Source organism: Sphingomonas pruni NBRC 15498 (assembly GCF_001598455.1).
GTDB lineage: Bacteria > Pseudomonadota > Alphaproteobacteria > Sphingomonadales > Sphingomonadaceae > Sphingomonas > Sphingomonas pruni.
This window is the reverse complement of sequence record NZ_BCYZ01000016.1, coordinates 18487-37123: the sequence shown is the minus strand read 5'-3', so window position 1 is coordinate 37123 and position 18637 is coordinate 18487. Positions and strand designations below refer to the sequence as shown.

The following is an 18637-nucleotide window of genomic DNA, read 5'->3' as shown; positions in this document are numbered from 1 at the left end:
TTCAGCGTCTTGGCTAGCCCGAATTCCTCAGCGCCGTGGCGATGGCGTTGATCGACAACAGGATGCCCTCGCCGATCCGCGGATCGCCTTCGCCCGCGCGATGGCGCTTCATCAACTCGATCTGGAGCAGGTTGAGCGGCTCGATATAGGGCAGGCGCAAGCGGATCGAGGCATCGAGCCCGGGATTCTTTTCGAGCAGCCGCGACTGGCCGGTCGCGTCGAGCAGACCGTCGCGCGCCAATTCCCAGCCATTGCGGATGCGCGGGAAGATCGCGTCGGCCAACGCGCGGTCCTTGACCAGCGAGCAATAGCGTTCGGCAATCGCCATGTCCGATTTGGTGATCACCTGCTCCATATTGTCGAGCGTCGCCGCGAAGAACGGCCAAGCTTGCGCCATTTCGCGCAGCAATGATTTGTCCTCGAATGCCGCCAGCGCCTGGCCGACACCGTACCAGCCCGGCAGCATCACACGCGCCTGCGCCCAGCTGAACACCCAGGGAATGGCACGCAGATCCTCGATCGCGTCGGACTTCTTGCGGCTTGCCGGGCGGCTGCCGATCTTGAGGTTGGCGATCTCCGCGATCGGGGTCATTTCGCGGAAGAAAGTGCGGAAGCCCTCCGTCTCGTAGACCAGCCCGCGATACGCCTTGAACGCGGTGGCCGACAATTCGTCCATCGCCGCCCCGAACCTTTTGTGATCGGCATCGGACAAAGCGGACGGCGCCAGGCTGGCGAGCAAGGTCGCGGCGGCCATCGCCTCGAGATTGGTCTTGGCGCTTTCGGCGGTGCCGTATTTGGCGGCGATCACTTCGCCCTGTTCGGTGATGCGGATACGCCCCTGAACCGATCCCCGCGGTTGCGCCTGGATTGCGGCGAAGGACGACCCACCGCCCCGGCCGACCGCACCGCCGCGGCCATGGAACAATTGCATGCCGACATGCGCCATCTCGAACACCGGTTCGAGCGCTTCGGACGCGCGGCTCAATTGCCAGGTAGAGGTCAGGTAGCCGCCGTCCTTGTTCGAGTCGGAATAGCCGATCATCACTTCCTGGACGCCGCGCTCGACCGCGAGCCCGGCGATTTCGGGCAGCGCGAACCATTCGGCCATGATCGCCGGCGCCGCCTCGAGGTCACCGACCGTCTCGAACAGCGGCACCGCCATGATCGCGGCGCTGGGCGGGTCGCCGGGGACATAGAGCCCGACTTCCTTCAGCATCAGATGGACTTCGAGCAGGTCGCTGACCGACATCGCCATCGAGACGATATATTGGCGGATACAGGCCGGCCCGTATTTGCCATGCGCCTCGGCCGCCGCGCGCAGGATCGCGAGTTCGGAGGCGGTGTCGGCGCTATAGGCCGCATAAGGGCTGACCAACGGGCGGACATTGGCGAGTTCGCGGCGCAGCAGGGCCACCCGCGCGGCTTCGTCGAGCACGAGATAGTCCGGCTCGACGCCGGCGACCTTGAGCAATTCGGCGACGGTGCGTTCGTGGACCGCGCTGTTCTGGCGCAGGTCGAGTGTCGCCAGATGAAAGCCGAACGTATCCACCGCGCGGATCAGCCGGCCGAGTGCGCCGCCCGAGGCGAGCGGCCCCGCGCCCTCTTCCGCCAGTGCATGCGCGATCGTCACCAGATCGCGGCGCAGTGCCTGCGGATCGGCATAAGGCTCGCCCTTTAGAGCGGCGGGCCGCGGTGCGGGCTTGCCCGTGAGCGCGCGGTGAGTCGCGGCCAGGCGGGCATAGACACCGGACAACGCGCGGCGATACGGCTCGTCGTTGCGGCTCGGCGCATCATCCCCGCTCGCCGCCGCCAGCTGGAGCAGCTCGTCGCTGACTCGCGTATGATCGGTCGAGATCGACAATTCGGCGCCGAGCGCGTGAACCGCGTCTAGATAATAATCGAGCACCGCCTCGCAGGATCGCGCCAGTGCGGCGGTGAGCGATTCCGCGACGACATTGGGATTGCCGTCGCGGTCGCCGCCGATCCAGCTTCCCGGCTTGAGGAAGCTCGGCGTGCGTTCGCCGAGCGCGCGGTCCCAGCGCTGGTACAGGCCGGGCAACACCGGCAGGAACACGTCGCGCAGATAGGACAGCGCGGTTTCCACCTCATCCGCGACGTAAAGCCGCTCGCGCCGCAGCACGCGCGTCTGCCACAACAAGGCGATCTGCCGCGCGATCGCCTGCTCGACATCGTCTCCTTCGGGAGTCGTCGCGATCTTGCGGTCGCGCAACGCCATCAGCTGGGCGATGCGGTTGCGATGGTCGATCATCGACTTGCGCCGCACTTCGGTCGGGTGCGCGGTCAGCACGGGCGCGACCAGGGCATGGTCGAGCAGACGCATGACCTTGTCCTTGCCGATCCCCTGATCGGCCAGCCGCTGCAGCGCCGCCGCGACATCCGCGCCCGGTTCGGCCGCGACGCCCTGACGGTCCTCAGCCAGATTGGCGAGCATCGAGAACAGCATGAAGCCGCGAACGAAATCCAACGTCTCGTCCAGCGACAGGCGGTCCAGCCCGAGATCGACGTCCCCGCCGACGCCGCGATGGCGGTCGACTGAGGCCGAGCGGATATATTCGGTGCGCTTGAACAGCGCGTCGCCGCCATAAGCGCGAATCACGTCGCCGAGCAATTTGCCCAGGAAACGCACGTCGGGATTGTTGGTGATGGTGGGGAGGTCAGCCATGTCAGCTTGCTGCACCGCAGCGCGAGTCGGGTCAATCGTTTCGTTATCGGACCCATTCATGGCATTTTATTCCAATATCGCGCGCAGGAGGATGCATACGTTTGCATGGCACGGCGGCGCACAAACTAACCTCATGCGTCATCCCCGCGCACGCGGGGACCCAGCTCCTCAGCAAGCGGCGCTTCACAGCGGTTGTAGCAACGGTGCGCACACGAGATGGGTCCCCGCTTTCGCAGGGACGACGATGTATTTGTGCGGAAAAGGCCCTAGGCCTCCAACTCGACATCCCAATACAACCAGTCGTGCCAGGTATCGTGCAGATGGTTCGGCGGGAAACTGCGGCCATGTTCCTGCAATTGCCAGCTGGTCGGACGGATCGGCTCGACATGGAGCGGCATCTTGGCTTCGGCCGGCGTGCGGCCGCCCTTGCGCAGGTTGCACGGCGCGCAGGCAGTTGCGACATTCTCCCAGGTCGTGCGGCCGCCATAAGCACGCGGGATGACGTGATCGAAGGTGAGATCCTTGTGGGTGCCGCAATATTGGCACTGGAAACGGTCGCGCAGGAACAGGTTGAACCGCGTGAAAGCCGGGAACTGGCTCGGCCGGACATATTGCTTGAGCGCGATGACGCTGGGCAGCTTCAGCGCGAAATTGGGGCTGCGCACCTCGCGCTCGTAATGCGCGACGATGTCGACCCGATCCAAAAAGACCGCCTTGACGGCGGTCTGCCATGGCCAGACGGAGAGCGGGTAATAGCTGAGCGGCGTATAGTCGGCGTTCAGCACCAACGCGGGACAACTGTCCGGATGTCGCATCAGGTCGGGATGAAACACGCTTTCCCCCATCGCTTTCCTGGCGAGCGTAAAGCCGATCAGGATGACGCCATGATGACAGCACAGCGCGCGACTCGCGGTCAAGGGCCGGATTGGTGATCGTCAGCCGTTTCGCGCCGAGTCCCACCGGGGGGTTGCATTTGGGTCACGCCTGGTCGGCGATCCAGGCGCATGACCGCGCCCGCGACCATGGCGGGCGCTTCCTGCTGCGGATCGAGGATACCGATGTGACGCGCTCGCGGCCCGAACACGTCGCCGGGATCCTGCAGGATCTCGAATGGCTGGGGCTCGGCTGGGACGAGATGACGGTCCAGTCCGACCGCCTGGCGCTGTATGACGCCGCACTCGACCGCTTGCGCGACGACGGCCTGGCTTATCCCTGTTTCTGCACCCGCGCCGAGATCGCGCGCGAAGTTGCCGCCAGCCTGCATGCACCGCATGGTCCCGACGGGCCGCTCTATCCCGGCACCTGCCGCTCGATCGATCCCGCTACACGCGAGGCGCGGATGGCGGGCGAGCCGTTTGCGTGGCGGCTCGACGCCGGCGAAGCCGCGCGGCACGCCGGAGCGCTCACCTGGACCGACGAAGTCGCCGGCACCATGCCGGTCGAGCCGCTGATGCTTGGGGACCTCGTGCTCAAGGGCAAGGACCGCCCGGCCAGTTATCATCTCGCCGTAGTGGTCGACGACGCCGCGCAAGGCGTGACCCATGTGGTGCGCGGTCGCGATATCATGCCCTCGACCCATGCCCACCGCTTGCTTCAGGCCGTGCTCGGCCTGCCCGAGCCGGTCTATCGCCATCACGCCCTGGTGTTGGACACCCCGGGCAATCGCCTCGCCAAGCGGCATGGAGCGCCGACGCTGGCCGACTGGCGCGCGCAGGGAATGGACGGCGTGGCCCTCGCCAACGCGCTGCGCGCCGGCACGCTTCCTGCCGGATTTTCCTTCGATCGCTAGTGCTCGCAGTTCCAACAGAGCATTGTGGATGCGTGGCGCCCTTGTCCTCCGGCGCCGGCTTGACTCCTAAATCTACATATGTTGTATTTACCCCATGGCCACCGCTCGTCGCCCCTCCAAACAAATGCTCCGGCTCCTCGACGCGCTGTCCGTGACGCCGAACGAGTGGCGCCATGGCTATGACATCATCAAGGAAACCGGCCTGCTGTCGGGCACGCTCTACCCGTTGCTGATGCGGATGACCGATCAGGGTCTGGTCGAGGCGGAATGGCGTGAGCCGGCGCAACCCGGCCGGCCCGCACGCCATGCCTATCGGCTGACGGCGCAGGGCCTCGCGCTGGCGAGAGCAACGGCCGATGAGCGCGCCTCATCCGGTTTCAAGGAGGTATCCGTATGACGGCGATCCTGGCGCGTGCCGTTATGGCGCTGGCGGAAGCCTGCCTCGGCGATGATCGCCGCGACTGGGCGCTGGCGATGCGCGGCGAACTGGACGCCGCCATCGACCATGGCAAGCCGCTGACCTTTGCAGCGGGTTGCCTGATCGGCGCGCTGCGCGAGATGCCGAAGCATGAGGAGGGTCGGTTCGCGCTGACCAGCCACGCCGTCGCGCTAGGCCTGCTCCCGCTCGCCGCGCTATTGATGGTGGGCACGGCGGCCGGGTTTCCCTTCCTGCCGACCGGCCATGCCGGGATAGCCGGCTGGTTCGCCGGCGCAGGCGAACATCAGCCATTGCTCACGCCTTGGAACCGCGGTTTCGCCCCGGCCCTGGCGGTGCTCGTCTGGGGTATCGTCGCCGGGCATGTGCTGATGCCGTGGTTCGTCCTGGAGAGGAATTGGGACCGCGTCGCCACTCTCGCGCGCGTGAACAGCGCCGCCACGGTCACTCTCTTCCTGTTCACCGGCGTGTTGTTCCTCGACATGGCGTTCCTGCTGCTGCCGGCGGCCGTGCTCACGATCGAACTCGTGGCGATCTGGCAGCTGCACCGGTGGCAGGCGCATATTTTCGCCGGCGCTCCGCCCGGGACGCCCGCGGCGTAACTTCCGAAATTTTTGCCTGCACCATGTGAACTGCACCGGGCCGCCCGCGGTCCGTCGAGAACGTGCGCCTTTCGTTCAATACAGCGTGAATGGAGAGAAGAGATGAATTTGCCCCTAGCGATGATCGCCCTCGCCATGGCGATGCCCACCGCATCGGCGCCGGCACCGCAACCCTCGGCCTCGCCTATCCTTGGTCGATGGACTCTCGACACCGGGTCGATGACGATCCCGGTCGAGGCTCGTCCCGCCAGCGTGACCGCCGAATTCGCCGACGCCGGCGAGGGCATGTGGAACACCACCTATGTGATCACGGCGAAGGACGGCAGCGCCCGCCGCATGACATCGCAGGAGCGCCTCGACGGCCAGGCCGTCCCGATCGCAGGCGACCAGACGGAGGCCGACAGTGTCGCGATGACTACCCCCCAGCCGAACGTGCTGGTCATGGGACTGAGCAAGAGCGGCAATCTCGGTTCGGTCAGGGTCTATACGGTGTCGCCGGACGGCAAGGAAATGATCGAGAGTGCGACCGTCGTCGGCGCGGACGGAAAGCCGACCGTCCGGCGCTTCCGCTGGATTCGATGACATCTGAGACAGCTTGCGGAGGAAGTGCGCGCCCCGCGAACCGCCACGGCACCGCACGGCTCTCGCAAGCTGCCTCTCGTTCATTGCGCCCATTGGCTTCGCGCCCGGCGGAGCCTAGATAGGTCCCATGACCGTCTTCCTCGCCCTGCTGCTCATCGCCGCGATGATCGCGACCGTCGTTGCCCTGGTCCGCGGCGTCGTCCTGTTCCTCAAGGGCGCGACCGATGATGTGAAAAGCGGCGACGGACCCAGCGCGACCTCGCTGCGGTCGAACCAGATGATGATGTACCGCATCATTTTCCAGGCGGTCGCGATCCTGATCGCGGTGCTGTTGCTGTTGCTCGTCGGCCGCCAGCATTGAGCAACTGACCATTGGTCAAACTCAACAAAATCTACACGCGTACGGGTGACGACGGCACGACCGGCTTGGTCGGCGGCGGGCGGATTTCCAAGGCCGATCCGTTGATGGCGGCGATCGGTGACGTCGATGAGGCGAACAGTGCGATCGGCGTGGCGTTGGCGGCGATCGACGATGACGGCACCGCAAGCGCCTTGCGGCGTATCCAGAACGAATTGTTCGACCTCGGCGCCGATCTCGCGACCCCGCTCGATATGGAAGGCGGGTTGCGCGTGACAGAGGAGCAGATCGAGCGGCTCGAGCGCGAGATCGACGCGATGAACGCTTCACTGTCGCCGCTGACGAGTTTCGTCCTGCCCGGCGGCGCGGCCGGTGCGGCGCAGCTCCATCTGGCGCGCGCAATCGTTCGCCGTGCCGAGCGCAGCGCGGTCGCCGCTTCAACCGACACTGCGCTCAATCGCAAGGCGTTGACCTACATCAACCGCCTGTCCGACTGGCTGTTCGTCGCGGCGCGGCGATTGAACAATTCCGGCGCCAGCGACGTTCTCTGGGTTCCTGGCGCATCGCGTCAATAACCCTTGGGCATTGGCCCATAATTCCTATCTGAGCGATTGACTCCGTCGGCGAAACGACCGAAAAGAGGAACATAATGAGAACGCGACTTGGCCTCCGCCCGACTCCGGAAGCGCTCGGCGCCCGTTATGCGGCCGTTAGGGACCTGAGCGTGGCGCTGGTCGCGCCGCTGTCGGATGCGGACGCGACGGTCCAGTCGATGGAGGATGCGTCGCCGGCCAAATGGCACCTGGCGCACACCACCTGGTTCTTCGAGACGTTCGTGCTGCGCGACTTCGTGTCCGGCTACACGCTCCACGACGAGCGCTTCCCGTTCCTGTTCAACAGCTATTACGAAGCCGAGGGCCGTCGCCACAGCCGCGCGCGCCGCGGCATGGTGACGCGGCCGAGCCTGGATGAGGTACTGACCTATCGCGCCGCGGTCGACGCCGCTCTGGCCGCCGCCTTGCCGACATTGCCGGAAGAGGCGCGCGAACTGGTCCGGCTCGGCTGTCATCACGAGGAGCAGCACCAGGAATTGCTGCTGACCGACATCCTTCATCTGTTTTCGGAAAATCCGATCGAGCCGGCGATCTGGCCCGGCGCGCGCAAGGTACCGGTTGGCATGCCCGGTGCGCCGGGCTGGATCGAGCATGCCGGCGGCGTGGTCGAGATCGGCCATGACAGCCCGCATTTCGCGTTCGATTGCGAAGGTCCCAGGCACAGCACCCTGCTTCACCCTCACGCCATCGCGGACCGTACCGTGACCAATGGCGAGTGGGCGGCGTTCATTGCCGACGGCGGCTATAGCGAGCCGCGCCATTGGCTGTCGGACGGTTGGGCCTGGGTACAGCGCGAGGGGATAGAAGCGCCGCTTTATTGGGGGCGAAGCGACGGCACCTGGACGCGCTTCGGGCTAGACGGCCGCCGCCCGATCGACCCGGCGGCGCCGGTCACCCATATCAGCTTCTTCGAGGCCGATGCTTATGCCAGCTGGGCCGGCGCGCGATTGCCGACCGAGATGGAATGGGAATCGGCGGCGGCCGGATACGATCCCGACAGCGGCAACCAGCTGGACGTCGCGGGACCTGTCGAACCGCGCCCCTCGCCCGGCGGCCCCGCCTTTTTCGGCGACGTCTGGGAATGGACCGGCAGTGCCTATCGTCCCTATCCGGGCTTCCGCGCGGCAGAGGGCGCGGTCGGCGAGTATAACGGCAAGTTCATGAGCGGGCAGTTCGTGCTGCGTGGCGGATCCTGCGCCACGCCGCGCGGCCATGCTCGCGCCAGTTACCGCAACTTCTTCTATCCCCATCAGCGCTGGCAGTTCACCGGCGTGCGCCTTGCCAAGGACGTTTGATTTGTCACGGCGCCGGCCCGCAAAGGATATCTGATGCTCAAACAGGAAATCGAGGACGGCACCCGAAGTTTCGCGGATCCCGCCTTTCGCGCCGACGTGATCGACGGGCTGACCCGGCGGCCGCGCGCGATTCCGGCGCGCTGGTTCTATGATCATCGCGGCTCGGAATTGTTCGAGGCGATTACCGAATTGCCCGAATATTACCCGACGCGGACCGAGACCGCGCTGCTGCGCTCGGTCGCCGGAGAGATCTCCGAGCGCGTCGGGCCGGGCCGGGCCATGGTCGAATTCGGATCGGGATCGTCGACCAAGACACCGATCGTGCTCCAGGCGCTCGATCCTTCCGCCTATGTCCCTATCGACATTTCGGGCGATTTCCTGCGCGAATCCTCGCGCGCGCTGTGCGAGCGATTCCCCGGCCTGCCGGTTTTCCCGGTCGAGGCGGACTTCCTGAAACCGATCGCGTTGCCGCATCAGGTCCATACGGCGCCCAAGCTGGGCTTCTTCCCCGGATCGACGATCGGCAACATGATCCCCTTGTCGTCGACCGACCTGCTGCGTGCAATGCGCGCCTCGCTCGGCGAAGGAGCGATGCTGCTGATCGGGATGGACCGGATCAAGGACGTGGGCGTGCTCGAACGCGCTTATGACGATGCTGCCGGAGTCACCGCGCAGTTCAATCTCAACCTGCTCGAGCGGATCAATCGCGAGCTCGACGGGACGATCCCGATCGACGCGTTCCGCCACCGTGCGATCTGGAACGACGATCGCGCACGGATCGAAATGCACTTGGAGGCCGTGCGCGACGTGGTGTTCACGGTCGAAGGCCGGCCATTCGAAATGTCGGCGGGCGAGACGATTCACACCGAGAACAGCCACAAATACGGCCGGCGCGACGCGCGTCTGTTGCTGCGCTCGGGGGGCTGGACGCCGATCGCCGAATGGACCGATCCCGACGATCAGTTCGCACTCTACCTTGCCGAGGCCCAGCCGCCGCGCCCCGCGCCGTGACGACGGCCGGCGTGCATCGCGCCGCCGCGACCGGTTTCGCGGACGGCGCGGACGTTTACGCCGCCAGTCGCCCGGCCTATCCGGGCGAGGCGCTCGACTGGCTGCGCGACCGGATGGGAATCGGGCCGGACAGCCGCGTGGTCGAAGTCGGCGCCGGAACCGGGCTGTTCACCCGCCTGCTCGTCGAAACCGGCGCCATGGTACTCGCCACCGACCCCGTGGCCGAGATGCTTGTCCATCTGGCGTCGACAGTGCCGGGCGTCGCGACCGCTATCGCCACCGCCGAAGCGTTGCCGGTCGCCGCGGAATCGGTCGATGCCGTGATCTGCGCCACGGCCTTCCATTGGTTCGCCACCCCGCAAGCGCTGGCCGAGTTCCGCAGAATATTACGACCGGGCGGGACGCTCGGGCTGATCTGGAACGTGCGCGACGTCGAAGTGCCTTGGGTGCGGCGATTGTCGGAGATCACCGATCGCTACCAGGACGATGCTCCTCGCCAGAAGTCCCAGGCATGGCGCGCCATATTCCCAGCGCCGGGCTTCTCACCTCTCCACGAAACCACGATGCGCTACGATCACGCCGGGGCGGCCGAGGAGGTCATAATCGGCCGCACATTGTCGACGAGTTTCATCGCCGCTTTGCCAGATGATCGCCGGGCCGCCCTGGTCGAAGAAGTCCGCGCGATGATCGCCGCGACGCCTGAGCTGGCCGGCAAGCACAAGCTACGCTTTCCCTATGTGACTCACGCCTACGATTGCCGCCGGATCGACTGACCGGTTGCCGCGCGCCCATCGCTATGGCTAGGGCGAACCACATCGGCCTCGGCCGCGGAATCATTTGCGAGGAAGTGACATGCAAAGCGTGGGCGTGATCGGGGCGGGACAGATGGGCGCAGGGATCGCGCAGGTGTCGGCACAAGCCGGCTATCACGTGCTGCTGGCCGATGTCTCCAAGGAGCGCGCCGACGCGGGCAAATCGGGCATCGCCGCGCAACTCGCGCGCGCCGTGTCGAAGGAAAAGATCACCGCGGAAGTTGCCGATCAGACGCTCGCGCGGATCGAGACGATCGAGGGCCCGTCGGCGATGGGCAAATGCGGGCTGATCATCGAGGCGGCGACCGAGCGCGAAGAGATCAAGCGCGCCATCTTCGCAGAGGTGGGCAAGGTGCTCGGCACGACCGCGGTGCTCGCCTCGAACACCTCGTCGATCCCGATCACCCGCCTCGCCCAGGCGACGCCTGATGCCAAGCGCTTCATCGGCGTCCACTTCTTCAATCCCGTGCCGGTTATGGGCCTGATCGAGATCATCCGCGGCCTCGCGACCAGCGATGAGACGGTGACGTTGATCGAAACCTATGCCGCAGCGCTGGGCAAGCAGGTCGTCCGCGCCAACGACGCGCCTGGCTTCATCGTCAATCGCATCCTGATGCCGATGCTCAACGAGGCGTGTTTCGCGCTCGGTGAAGGCGTGGCGACGATCCGCGACATCGACCTCGCTTGCCAGCTCGGGCTCAACCATCCGATGGGACCGCTCACGCTCGCCGATTTCATCGGGCTCGACACCTGCCTGGAGATCACCCGCGTGCTGTTCGAAGGGACCGGCGATCCCAAGTTCCGTCCCGCGCCCTTGCTGGTCAAATATGTCGAAGCCGGCTGGTACGGCCGCAAGGCCGGGCGCGGCTTCTACGATTATTCGGGCGCGGAGCCGGTGCCGACACGGTGACCGCTCAAGGCTGCGACTCCTACGAGATCAGCAATCCGGCCAGGGCCGCCGACATCAGATTGGCGAGGCTGCCCGCGGCCAGTGCGCGCAGGCCCAGCTTGGCGATCATCGGCCGCTGATTGGGGGCGAGCCCGCCGGTCACCGCCATCTGAATCGCGATCGACGAGAAATTGGCGAAACCGCACAAGGCGAACGTCACCACCGCGACTGTGCGCGGGCTGAGCTGGGCCTGCACCTTGCCCAGGTCGATATAGGCGACGAATTCGTTGAGCACGATCTTCTCGCCAAAGAATCCGCCGGCGGCGCCTGCTTCGTTCCATGGCACGTTGAGCAGGTACATGACCGGCTTGAAGATATAGCCGAGCAGGCCCTGGAACGTCAGGTTGGCAATCCCGAACCAATGGCCGATTCCAGTCAGCATGCCGTTGGCGAGAGCGACCAGCGCCACGAACGCCAGCACCATCGCGCCGACCGCGACCGCTAGCCGCACGCCCGTCTGCGCTCCCTGTGCCGCAGCCATGATGATGTTGGCGGGCTTTTCCTCGTCGTGCGTCGCTTCGGGCAGCGGCTCGCCGGGCGTGCCTCCTTCGGGCAGCAAGGCGGCCGGGCCCTGGCCGCTGATCCTCGCCTCGGGCAAGTCGATCACCGCGTCTTCGACAGCCAGCGACACGGTGTCGGGCATGATGATCTTGGCCATCAGGATGCCGCCAGGCGCCGCCATGAAGCTTGCCGCCAGCAGATAGTCGATGCTGATCCCCATCGAAGCATAGGCGGCCAGGATCGTACCTGCGACGCCCGCCATACCGCTGGTCATTACGGTGAACAGCTGCGCCGGAGTCAGGTTGGCGAGATAAGGGCGGATGACCAGCGGCGATTCGGACTGGCCAACGAAGATGTTGGCGGCCGCGCAGAGCGATTCGACCTTGCTGACGCCGATTACCTTTTCGATCGCACCGCCGATCCAGCGGACGACGAACTGCATGATGTTGAGGTAATAGAGGATCGAGACGAGCGCAGCGAAGAAGATGATCACCGGCAGCGCGGAGATGGCAAAGCTGTGTCCGCCGATCGCATCGGAGGCGAGTGGGCCGAAGATGAAGTCCACGCCGGCCTTGGCGTAACCGAGCAGATTGGCAACGCCCCCGGACATCCAAGCCAGCACCGCCTTGCCCGCCGGGACATACAGTACAAGCACGGCGATCAACGCTTGCAGCGCGAAGGCCGCGCCGACAACACGCAAGCGGATCGCGCGGCGATTGGTCGATAGCAGCAGCGCGATCCCCAGAATCACGGCGATACCGGCAATGCCGATCAGGAAACGTTGCATTCTCGAATAAGCCCCCACTGCCTCCCATGAACGATACGGCAGCAATGCCGCACGCGCTCTCATGGGATCGGTCGATTTGTACGCAACTATGACGGCAAAAAACTGACTAGGACAGCCCCCGCATCCCGATGCAGTTAGGCTGCCCTCGATGATAAAGGCTCAGTCATCTGGCGTTCATGTTTGCGGGATCACGCCGTATAAGGCGGCAGCCCGGGCCGCGTGGCTATGGGCGCCTGCGAGGGAGCATGGAAGATGACCCATATCATGAAAATGGCTTTGGCTGCGGCGATGTTGGCGGGGATCGGCACGGCCGCTCCCGCGTTCGCCGCTGACAATGCGATGAAGGTGTGCGGCGCCAAATATCAGGCCGCCAAGACCGCCAAGACGTTGCCCGCGGGCCAGACCTGGAGCCAGTATCTGGCGCAATGCCGCGCATCCTTGCCCAAGCCCGCCGCGGTGACGATACCAGCGAAGCCGATGGTCGCCGCCAAGCCGGTCGTCGTGACGAAACCGGCTCCGACGCGGGTCGCTGTGGCCAAACCGCCCAAGACGCCCGGCCAGCCGAGCCCTGCTCAGGCTGCTATGTATGCGCGCGAGCGTCAATGCGGCGCGCAATACCGCGCGGCAAAAGCCGCCGGCAAGATTCCGGCCGGACAGACCTGGCCGCAATATTGGAGCGCGTGCAACAAGCGTATGAAATAACTGCTCCAAGCGCCCGGCCGGCGGCAACCGGCCGGGCTGTTTACAGAGAGTTCTCGGCAGGCTTGGGTCTGGCGCCGCAGAGCGGCCTCCCGCCTCTTTCCTTCTAGGTGCCCCCAACGGTGCGCATCTCAGTTACCGGCCCGAGCCGGGAACGAATGCCGAACAAAATGATCGATTTTGGAGGTAATCGAGGACTCGGGTGCCCCGAGTGCGATATTTCCCATCCCACGGCCGCCGGTATCCTCCGGTCGGCCACCGCCTCCGGCGAGCGAGCCGCAAAGGAAGGACGTGGGATGATGATATTGAAAAGCGCGATGGCCGCGATCACGATTGCAGGACTCGGTGTGCTGGCGACCCCGGCGCTGGCCGCCGATAATCCGATGAAGATTTGCGGCGCGAAATACCGCGAAGCGAAGGTCGCCGGCACGCTGCCCGCCGGACAGACTTGGATGCAGTTCCTCGCGCAATGCCGCGGCACGCTGCCCAAATCCGCCGCCAACGAACCCGCCGCCGTTAGCGGCGACAAGCCAGCCACGCTGACTGGCGCCAAGCGTCCTCGCAGCGCGGCGCAGACCGCGACCGCGTCTCGCCAGCACGAGTGCGGCAATCAGTGGAAGGCCGACAAGGCCGCCGGCAAGATCACGCCCGGCCAGACCTGGCCGCAATATTGGAGCGCCTGCAACAAGCGTCTGAAGTGACCAGGGGGCGGCCCGGTCGATCGCTGTCGATCGGGCCGTTTGACGTTGGCGGAATTGCCGCTAGCGTCGCGCGGCATGGAAACACCCGCTACCGCCCCAGAGGTAAAGCTGCCTCGTTCGCTCTTCGTCTTTTCGATCCTCTATGGCGGCATGGTCTGCATGGCGGGCGTGCTCGGCGTCAAACAGGTCGCGCTGGGGCCGCTCGCGGTCGAGGCCGGCATTTTCGGCTTCCTGCTGCTCGTCGTCTTGTCGAGCGCGGTTGCCGAAATTCATGGGCAGAAGACCGCGACGATGCTCGTCCGGCTGGGCTTCGTGCCTTTATTCACCTCGGCCGCTTTGATCCAGATCGTTCTCGCACTGCCGCATGATCCTGGCATGTATCCGCCGGCGATCGACGCTTTCCCGATCGTCGTCGGCCAGAGCGTGCGGATGATGCTGGCGGGCTTCGTCTCCTATGGCACGTCGCAGACGCTCAACGTCTTCATCTTCTCCAAGCTCAAGGGTCAGGAGGGCAAGGGCCGTCTGGTCTGGTTCCGCGGCATGGTGGCGAGCGTGATCAGCCAGATTGTTGATACCCTGTTGTTCATCACCATCTCCTTTTACGGCGAGCGCCCGATCCTCCAGTTGATGGAAGGGCAGATGCTGACCAAGATCGTGCTGTCGATCGTGCTGGTGCCGTTCCTGATCACCGGCTTCGTTGCGCTGGGCAGGAAGCTCGATCGCGCCTGAGCCGCCCCAGTCGCCGTGCCAGCGAAAGCTGGCAGCTTTCTCTTTATAACGTCTCGCTCGCAGGACGATCAGGCGACAGAATTCTGCCGTATCCGACGCGCGCTTCGGAACGCATTCCCCTCCCGCTTGCGGGAGGGGCTGGGGGAGGGCATGTTCATAGCGCGTCGACTTATAGACAGGCCCTCCCCCGACCCCTCCCGCAAGCGGGAGGGAGAAGAAGGACTCTTCCTTCACCCGATCGCGCTCATCCCGCTCAAGCGTCAGCTTTCGCTGAGGTGAAGGAATGAGTATGGCGCGCCCCATGACCGACCATTCCCCTTCGCCCCAATTGCTCGCCAAGGCCGAAACGCTCGTCGAGGCGCTGCCGTACATGCAGCGTTATGCGGGCCAGACCTTCGTGATCAAATATGGCGGCCACGCTATGGGCGATCCCGAGGCGCAGCGTGACTTCGCCGAGGATGTGGTGCTGTTGAAGGCGGTCGGCATCAACCCGGTGGTCGTCCATGGCGGCGGGCCGCAGATCGGCGCGATGCTCAAGCGGCTGGGCGTCGAATCCGAATTCATCGGCGGCCTGCGCGTCACCGACGCCGCCACCGCCGAAGTCGCCGAGATGGTCCTGGCCGGCAAGATCAACAAGGAAATCGTCGGCTGGATCGCCGCGCTCGGCGGCCGCGCGGTCGGCATTTCGGGCAAGGACGCCAATTTGGTGATCGCTGAAAAGGTCACCCGCACCGAGCCCGACCGCAATTCGGGGATCGAACGCCACGTCGACCTGGGCTTTGTCGGCGAGCCGGTGAAGGTCGATCCGTCGATCCTCAAGAATCTGGCGCGCGACGGCTTCATCCCGATCGTCGCCCCGGTCGCGTTGGGCGAGGATGGCGAGACCTACAATATCAACGCCGACACGATGGCGGGCGCGATCGCCGGCGCGCTGGGCGCCACGCGCTTCTTCCTGCTGACCGACGTCGCCGGCGTGCTCGACAAGGCAGGCGACCTCCAGACCGATCTCGATCGCGCGGCGATCGAGGCGATGAAGGCCGACGGCACCATCTCCGGCGGGATGATTCCCAAGGTCGACACCTGTGTCGCCGCGGTCGAGGCGGGCGTCGAGGCGGCGGTCATCCTGGACGGCCGCGTGCCGCACGGCATGCTGCTCGAAATCTTCACCCGGCGCGGCGCCGGCACGCTGGTTCGCGCCTGAGGGCTGTTCGCAGCCGGTTCGTTCCTATATCGATACGGACAGGGCCGCACCCCGGAGAAGAACTTGATTACCATCCTCAGTATCCTGCAGGTCCTGCTGACCGTCGCGCAGTGGATCATCATCATCCAGGCGATCCTGTCCTGGCTGATCTCGTTCAACGTCATCAACACGCATAACGACACCGTGCGTGCCATCTGGATGGCGCTCGATCGCATCACCGAGCCATTCTATCGGCCGATCCGGCGCATCATGCCCGATTTCGGGGCGCTCGATCTGTCGCCGCTGGTCGTCTTGCTGATCATCTGGTGCCTGCAGATCGCGATCGGGCGGCTGGCTTTGTGGTGGGTCGGCGCGGGCGCGCTCTGAGCGGCTGGCGCACGACACCAGAGGGAATCGAGATCGCGGTGCGCGTGACGCCGCGATCGTCCCGCAATGAACTCTCGTCTGGGCCGGGCCATGCCTTGGCACGGCTCAACTCGCCGCCGGTCGACGGTGCCGCCAACGCCGCGCTGATCGAGCTCGTCGCGAAGCATTTCGGTCTCGCCAAGCGCGACGTGCGGTTGATTGCCGGCGATCGCGCGAGATTGAAGCGGCTGGCGATCGCCGGGGACGCCGAAGCGCTGGCGAAGATCGCCGCTGCGCTCTATCAGGCCGAGCCATGACGGCGAACATCATCGATGGCAAAGCATTCGCGCTGGGATTGCGCGAGCGGATCGCAACCCAGGTCGCGACGTTTCGCGAGGCGACGGGACGCGTGCCCGGCCTCGCGGTCGTCCTGGTCGGCGAGGATCCCGCCTCGGCCGTCTATGTCCGCAACAAGCACAAGGCGACCGTCGCCGCAGGCATGGCGAGCTTTGAACACAAGCTGTCCGCGCATACGTCTCAAGCCGACCTGCTGGCGCTGGTCGACCAACTCAACGCCGATCCCGCGGTGGACGGCATCCTGGTGCAGCTGCCGCTGCCCGGACATATCGACGAGCGCGCGGTGATCACGCGGATCGATCCCGACAAGGATGTCGACGGCTTCCACCCAGTCAATGCCGGGCGGCTGGCGACCGGGCTCGAAGGATTCGTGCCGTGCACGCCGCTCGGCTGCCTGATGCTGCTCAAGGATCAACTGGGTGACCTCGCCGGCCTCGACGCGGTGGTGATCGGGCGGTCGAACATCGTCGGCAAGCCGATGGCGCAGCTCCTCGTCAAGGAAAGCTGCACGGTCACCGTGGCGCATTCGAAGACCCGCGATCTGTCGAGCGTGGTCAAGCGCGCCGACATCGTCGTGGCGGCGGTCGGACGGCCCGAAATGGTCAAGGGCGAGTGGATCAAGCCGGGCGCTTGCGTGATCGACGTCGGCATCAATCGCGAGCCGGCGCAACCCGGCGGCAGCAACGGCCGGCTGGTCGGTGATGTCGACTTCGCCGGCGCACTGAGCGTCGCGGGGGCAATCACGCCAGTACCGGGCGGAGTCGGCCCGATGACGATCGCGGTGTTGCTAAGGAATACGATGATATCCGCGCATCGCCGTGAGGACGTGTCCTACGACAAGGACGCCTGGTGATCCCGCTGCTGCTAATGCTGGCGGCATCGAGCGCCGCCCCACACAGCGCGGCCGACGCCGAGCGATCCTTCGCTCGCGATGCACAGATCGAAGGGCAATGGACCGCGTTTCGGCGCTGGGCGGACGACGATGCGGTTATGTTCCTGCCCCAGCCGACCAAAGCACAAGCATGGCTGAAGGATCGCAAGGATCCCCCCAATTCGGTGATGTGGTGGGCCGCCGACAGTTTCGTGTCGTGCGACGGCGCCCACGCGGCCAATACCGGCCCGTGGATCCGCGGCTGGGCCAAGGCCAAAGGCTATTTCTCGACGATCTGGGCGCGACAGGCCGGCGGCGAATGGAAATGGCTGGTCGATAGAGGCGATACCTTGGCCAGCCCACGCGCTGCCGGCGACCGGCCGCGCGTGACGCGTGCAGCATGCAAAGGCCGTCCGACGACGGTAGCAGCCGTACGCTATCGTGATGGCGAGACGGGCGAAGGCCAATCCGACGATCGCACGCTCGCGTGGCGCTGGCACGTTGCCCCGGATGGCGGGCAAAGCTTGGACGTGTGGCTGTGGGACGGCCATCGGATGAAGCAGGTCATTGCCGACCGGACCACTGCGGGATGATCGAGCTCTATCTTTCCGCGCTCGTCACCTTCTTCGTCGTCATCGACCCGCCCGGCTGCGCGCCGATCTATGCCGGCCTGACCAACGGCGCGACACCGGCCCAGCGCCGGTCGATGGCGATTCGCGCCGTGCTGGTCGCGGCGATCATCCTGTTCGTGTTCGCGGGGGTCGGCGAGGCGATGCTCAAGGCGCTGGGCGTCAGCCTGTCTGCGTTCCGCATCGCCGGCGGCATCATGCTGTTCCTGATCGCGCTCGAAATGGTGTTCGAAAAGCGCACCGAACGCCGCGAGGACCGCGCCGCCAAGATCGCGCAGACGCCCGAAGTCGAAGATGTCTCGATCTTCCCGATGGCCATGCCGATGATCGCGGGGCCGGGCTCGATCGCATCGGTCATGTTGATGATGAGCCGCAATCACGGGCTCGAGAAGGTGGCGGCCGTGCTCGCCGCGCTGGCGACGATCCTGGCGCTGACCCTGGTAGCGCTGCTTGCCGCCGGGCCGTTGATGCGGTTGCTCGGTGCGCGGATAGAGGCGGTCATCACGCGCATCCTGGGCGTATTGCTCGGCGCGCTGGCGGTGCAATTCGTGATCGACGGCATCCGGATCAGCCTGGGGCTGAGCTGACCCATAACCGTCACCCCAGCGAAAGTTGGGGTCTCAAGCCGTATCGCGCCATCGCTGGAGACCCCAGCTTTCGCTTGCGTGACGGATGGGCGTGCTGGG

Annotated in this window: 22 protein-coding genes; 19 read left to right on the top strand and 3 right to left on the bottom strand. The window is 65.5% G+C overall.

Features of this window, described 5'->3' with window-relative positions:
- Window positions 1-13: 13 nt before the first annotated feature.
- Window positions 14-2683, bottom strand: a complete 2670-nt coding sequence (gene ppc / locus SPR01S_RS06905) for a phosphoenolpyruvate carboxylase (protein WP_066586982.1) — start codon at window positions 2681-2683, stop codon at window positions 14-16.
- A 266-nt stretch (window positions 2684-2949) separates the two neighbouring features.
- On the bottom strand, window positions 2950-3516 hold the full coding sequence (locus SPR01S_RS06900; protein WP_066587088.1) for an HNH endonuclease: 567 nt from the start codon (window positions 3514-3516) through the stop codon (window positions 2950-2952).
- Between the two features lie 92 nt (window positions 3517-3608).
- Here SPR01S_RS06900 and gluQRS point away from each other — a divergent pair, with 92 nt between their 5' ends.
- The 10 genes from gluQRS (at window position 3609) to SPR01S_RS06850 (ending at window position 11092) form a co-directional block, all read left to right on the top strand.
- Window positions 3609-4472: a tRNA glutamyl-Q(34) synthetase GluQRS gene (gene gluQRS, locus SPR01S_RS06895; protein ID WP_066586979.1), complete on the top strand. Its 864-nt coding sequence runs from the start codon at window positions 3609-3611 to the stop codon at window positions 4470-4472.
- Between the two features lie 94 nt (window positions 4473-4566).
- Window positions 4567-4869, top strand: a complete 303-nt coding sequence (locus SPR01S_RS06890; RefSeq protein WP_066586977.1) for a PadR family transcriptional regulator — start codon at window positions 4567-4569, stop codon at window positions 4867-4869.
- Window positions 4866-5510, top strand: a complete 645-nt coding sequence (locus SPR01S_RS06885) for a hypothetical protein (RefSeq protein WP_066586970.1) — start codon at window positions 4866-4868, stop codon at window positions 5508-5510. The genes SPR01S_RS06890 and SPR01S_RS06885 overlap by 4 nt, the downstream gene beginning before the upstream one ends.
- A 102-nt stretch (window positions 5511-5612) precedes the next feature.
- Window positions 5613-6092, top strand: a complete 480-nt coding sequence (locus tag SPR01S_RS06880) for a hypothetical protein (RefSeq protein WP_157082019.1) — start codon at window positions 5613-5615, stop codon at window positions 6090-6092.
- Between the two features lie 127 nt (window positions 6093-6219).
- Window positions 6220-6453 carry a twin transmembrane helix small protein gene (locus tag SPR01S_RS06875; protein WP_066586966.1) on the top strand — a complete coding sequence of 78 codons (234 nt, stop codon included), beginning with the start codon at window positions 6220-6222 and terminating at the stop codon, window positions 6451-6453.
- Window positions 6454-6464: 11 nt separating this feature from the next.
- Entirely contained in the window at window positions 6465-7025 is a 561-nt protein-coding gene (locus tag SPR01S_RS06870) for a cob(I)yrinic acid a,c-diamide adenosyltransferase (protein ID WP_066586964.1), read from the top strand.
- Window positions 7026-7099: 74 nt separating this feature from the next.
- Window positions 7100-8359, top strand: a complete 1260-nt coding sequence (gene egtB, locus SPR01S_RS06865; RefSeq protein WP_066586961.1) for an ergothioneine biosynthesis protein EgtB — start codon at window positions 7100-7102, stop codon at window positions 8357-8359.
- 33 nt (window positions 8360-8392) lie between these two features.
- Complete coding sequence (gene egtD, locus SPR01S_RS06860) at window positions 8393-9370, top strand: L-histidine N(alpha)-methyltransferase (protein WP_066586958.1); 978 nt, start codon at window positions 8393-8395, stop codon at window positions 9368-9370.
- Between the two features lie 11 nt (window positions 9371-9381).
- The gene (locus SPR01S_RS06855; RefSeq protein WP_245661902.1) at window positions 9382-10143 is read left to right on the top strand and encodes a class I SAM-dependent methyltransferase; all 762 of its coding nucleotides are present in this window, start codon (window positions 9382-9384) and stop codon (window positions 10141-10143) included.
- A 79-nt stretch (window positions 10144-10222) separates the two neighbouring features.
- Entirely contained in the window at window positions 10223-11092 is an 870-nt protein-coding gene (locus tag SPR01S_RS06850) for a 3-hydroxyacyl-CoA dehydrogenase NAD-binding domain-containing protein (protein WP_066586951.1), read from the top strand.
- Between the two features lie 19 nt (window positions 11093-11111).
- Here SPR01S_RS06850 and SPR01S_RS06845 read toward each other — a convergent pair whose 3' ends face one another.
- Entirely contained in the window at window positions 11112-12419 is a 1308-nt protein-coding gene (locus SPR01S_RS06845) for a NupC/NupG family nucleoside CNT transporter (RefSeq protein WP_066586949.1), read from the bottom strand.
- A gap of 252 nt (window positions 12420-12671) precedes the next feature.
- Between SPR01S_RS06845 and SPR01S_RS06840 the strand changes: the two genes are divergently transcribed.
- The 9 genes from SPR01S_RS06840 (at window position 12672) to SPR01S_RS06795 (ending at window position 18538) form a co-directional block, all read left to right on the top strand.
- Window positions 12672-13121: a hypothetical protein gene (locus SPR01S_RS06840; RefSeq protein WP_157082017.1), complete on the top strand. Its 450-nt coding sequence runs from the start codon at window positions 12672-12674 to the stop codon at window positions 13119-13121.
- Between the two features lie 293 nt (window positions 13122-13414).
- Window positions 13415-13819, top strand: a complete 405-nt coding sequence (locus SPR01S_RS06835; protein ID WP_169803390.1) for a hypothetical protein — start codon at window positions 13415-13417, stop codon at window positions 13817-13819.
- A gap of 75 nt (window positions 13820-13894) precedes the next feature.
- Window positions 13895-14548, top strand: a complete 654-nt coding sequence (locus SPR01S_RS06830; RefSeq protein ID WP_066586941.1) for a queuosine precursor transporter — start codon at window positions 13895-13897, stop codon at window positions 14546-14548.
- Window positions 14549-14849: 301 nt separating this feature from the next.
- Window positions 14850-15749: an acetylglutamate kinase gene (gene argB, locus SPR01S_RS06820; RefSeq protein ID WP_066587081.1), complete on the top strand. Its 900-nt coding sequence runs from the start codon at window positions 14850-14852 to the stop codon at window positions 15747-15749.
- 63 nt (window positions 15750-15812) lie between these two features.
- The gene (locus tag SPR01S_RS06815) at window positions 15813-16115 is read left to right on the top strand and encodes a YggT family protein (RefSeq protein ID WP_066586935.1); all 303 of its coding nucleotides are present in this window, start codon (window positions 15813-15815) and stop codon (window positions 16113-16115) included.
- Window positions 16055-16411, top strand: coding sequence for a DUF167 domain-containing protein (locus tag SPR01S_RS06810; protein ID WP_369405262.1), 357 nt, complete (start codon window positions 16055-16057; stop codon window positions 16409-16411). The genes SPR01S_RS06815 and SPR01S_RS06810 overlap by 61 nt, the downstream gene beginning before the upstream one ends.
- Window positions 16408-17304, top strand: a complete 897-nt coding sequence (folD, locus tag SPR01S_RS06805) for a bifunctional methylenetetrahydrofolate dehydrogenase/methenyltetrahydrofolate cyclohydrolase FolD (RefSeq protein WP_066586933.1) — start codon at window positions 16408-16410, stop codon at window positions 17302-17304. Before SPR01S_RS06810 ends, folD begins: the two co-directional genes overlap by 4 nt.
- Window positions 17301-17915, top strand: a complete 615-nt coding sequence (locus SPR01S_RS06800; protein WP_066586931.1) for a hypothetical protein — start codon at window positions 17301-17303, stop codon at window positions 17913-17915. Before folD ends, SPR01S_RS06800 begins: the two co-directional genes overlap by 4 nt.
- Window positions 17912-18538 carry a MarC family protein gene (locus SPR01S_RS06795; protein ID WP_066586929.1) on the top strand — a complete coding sequence of 209 codons (627 nt, stop codon included), beginning with the start codon at window positions 17912-17914 and terminating at the stop codon, window positions 18536-18538. Before SPR01S_RS06800 ends, SPR01S_RS06795 begins: the two co-directional genes overlap by 4 nt.
- The last annotated feature ends 99 nt before the right edge of the window (window positions 18539-18637 follow it).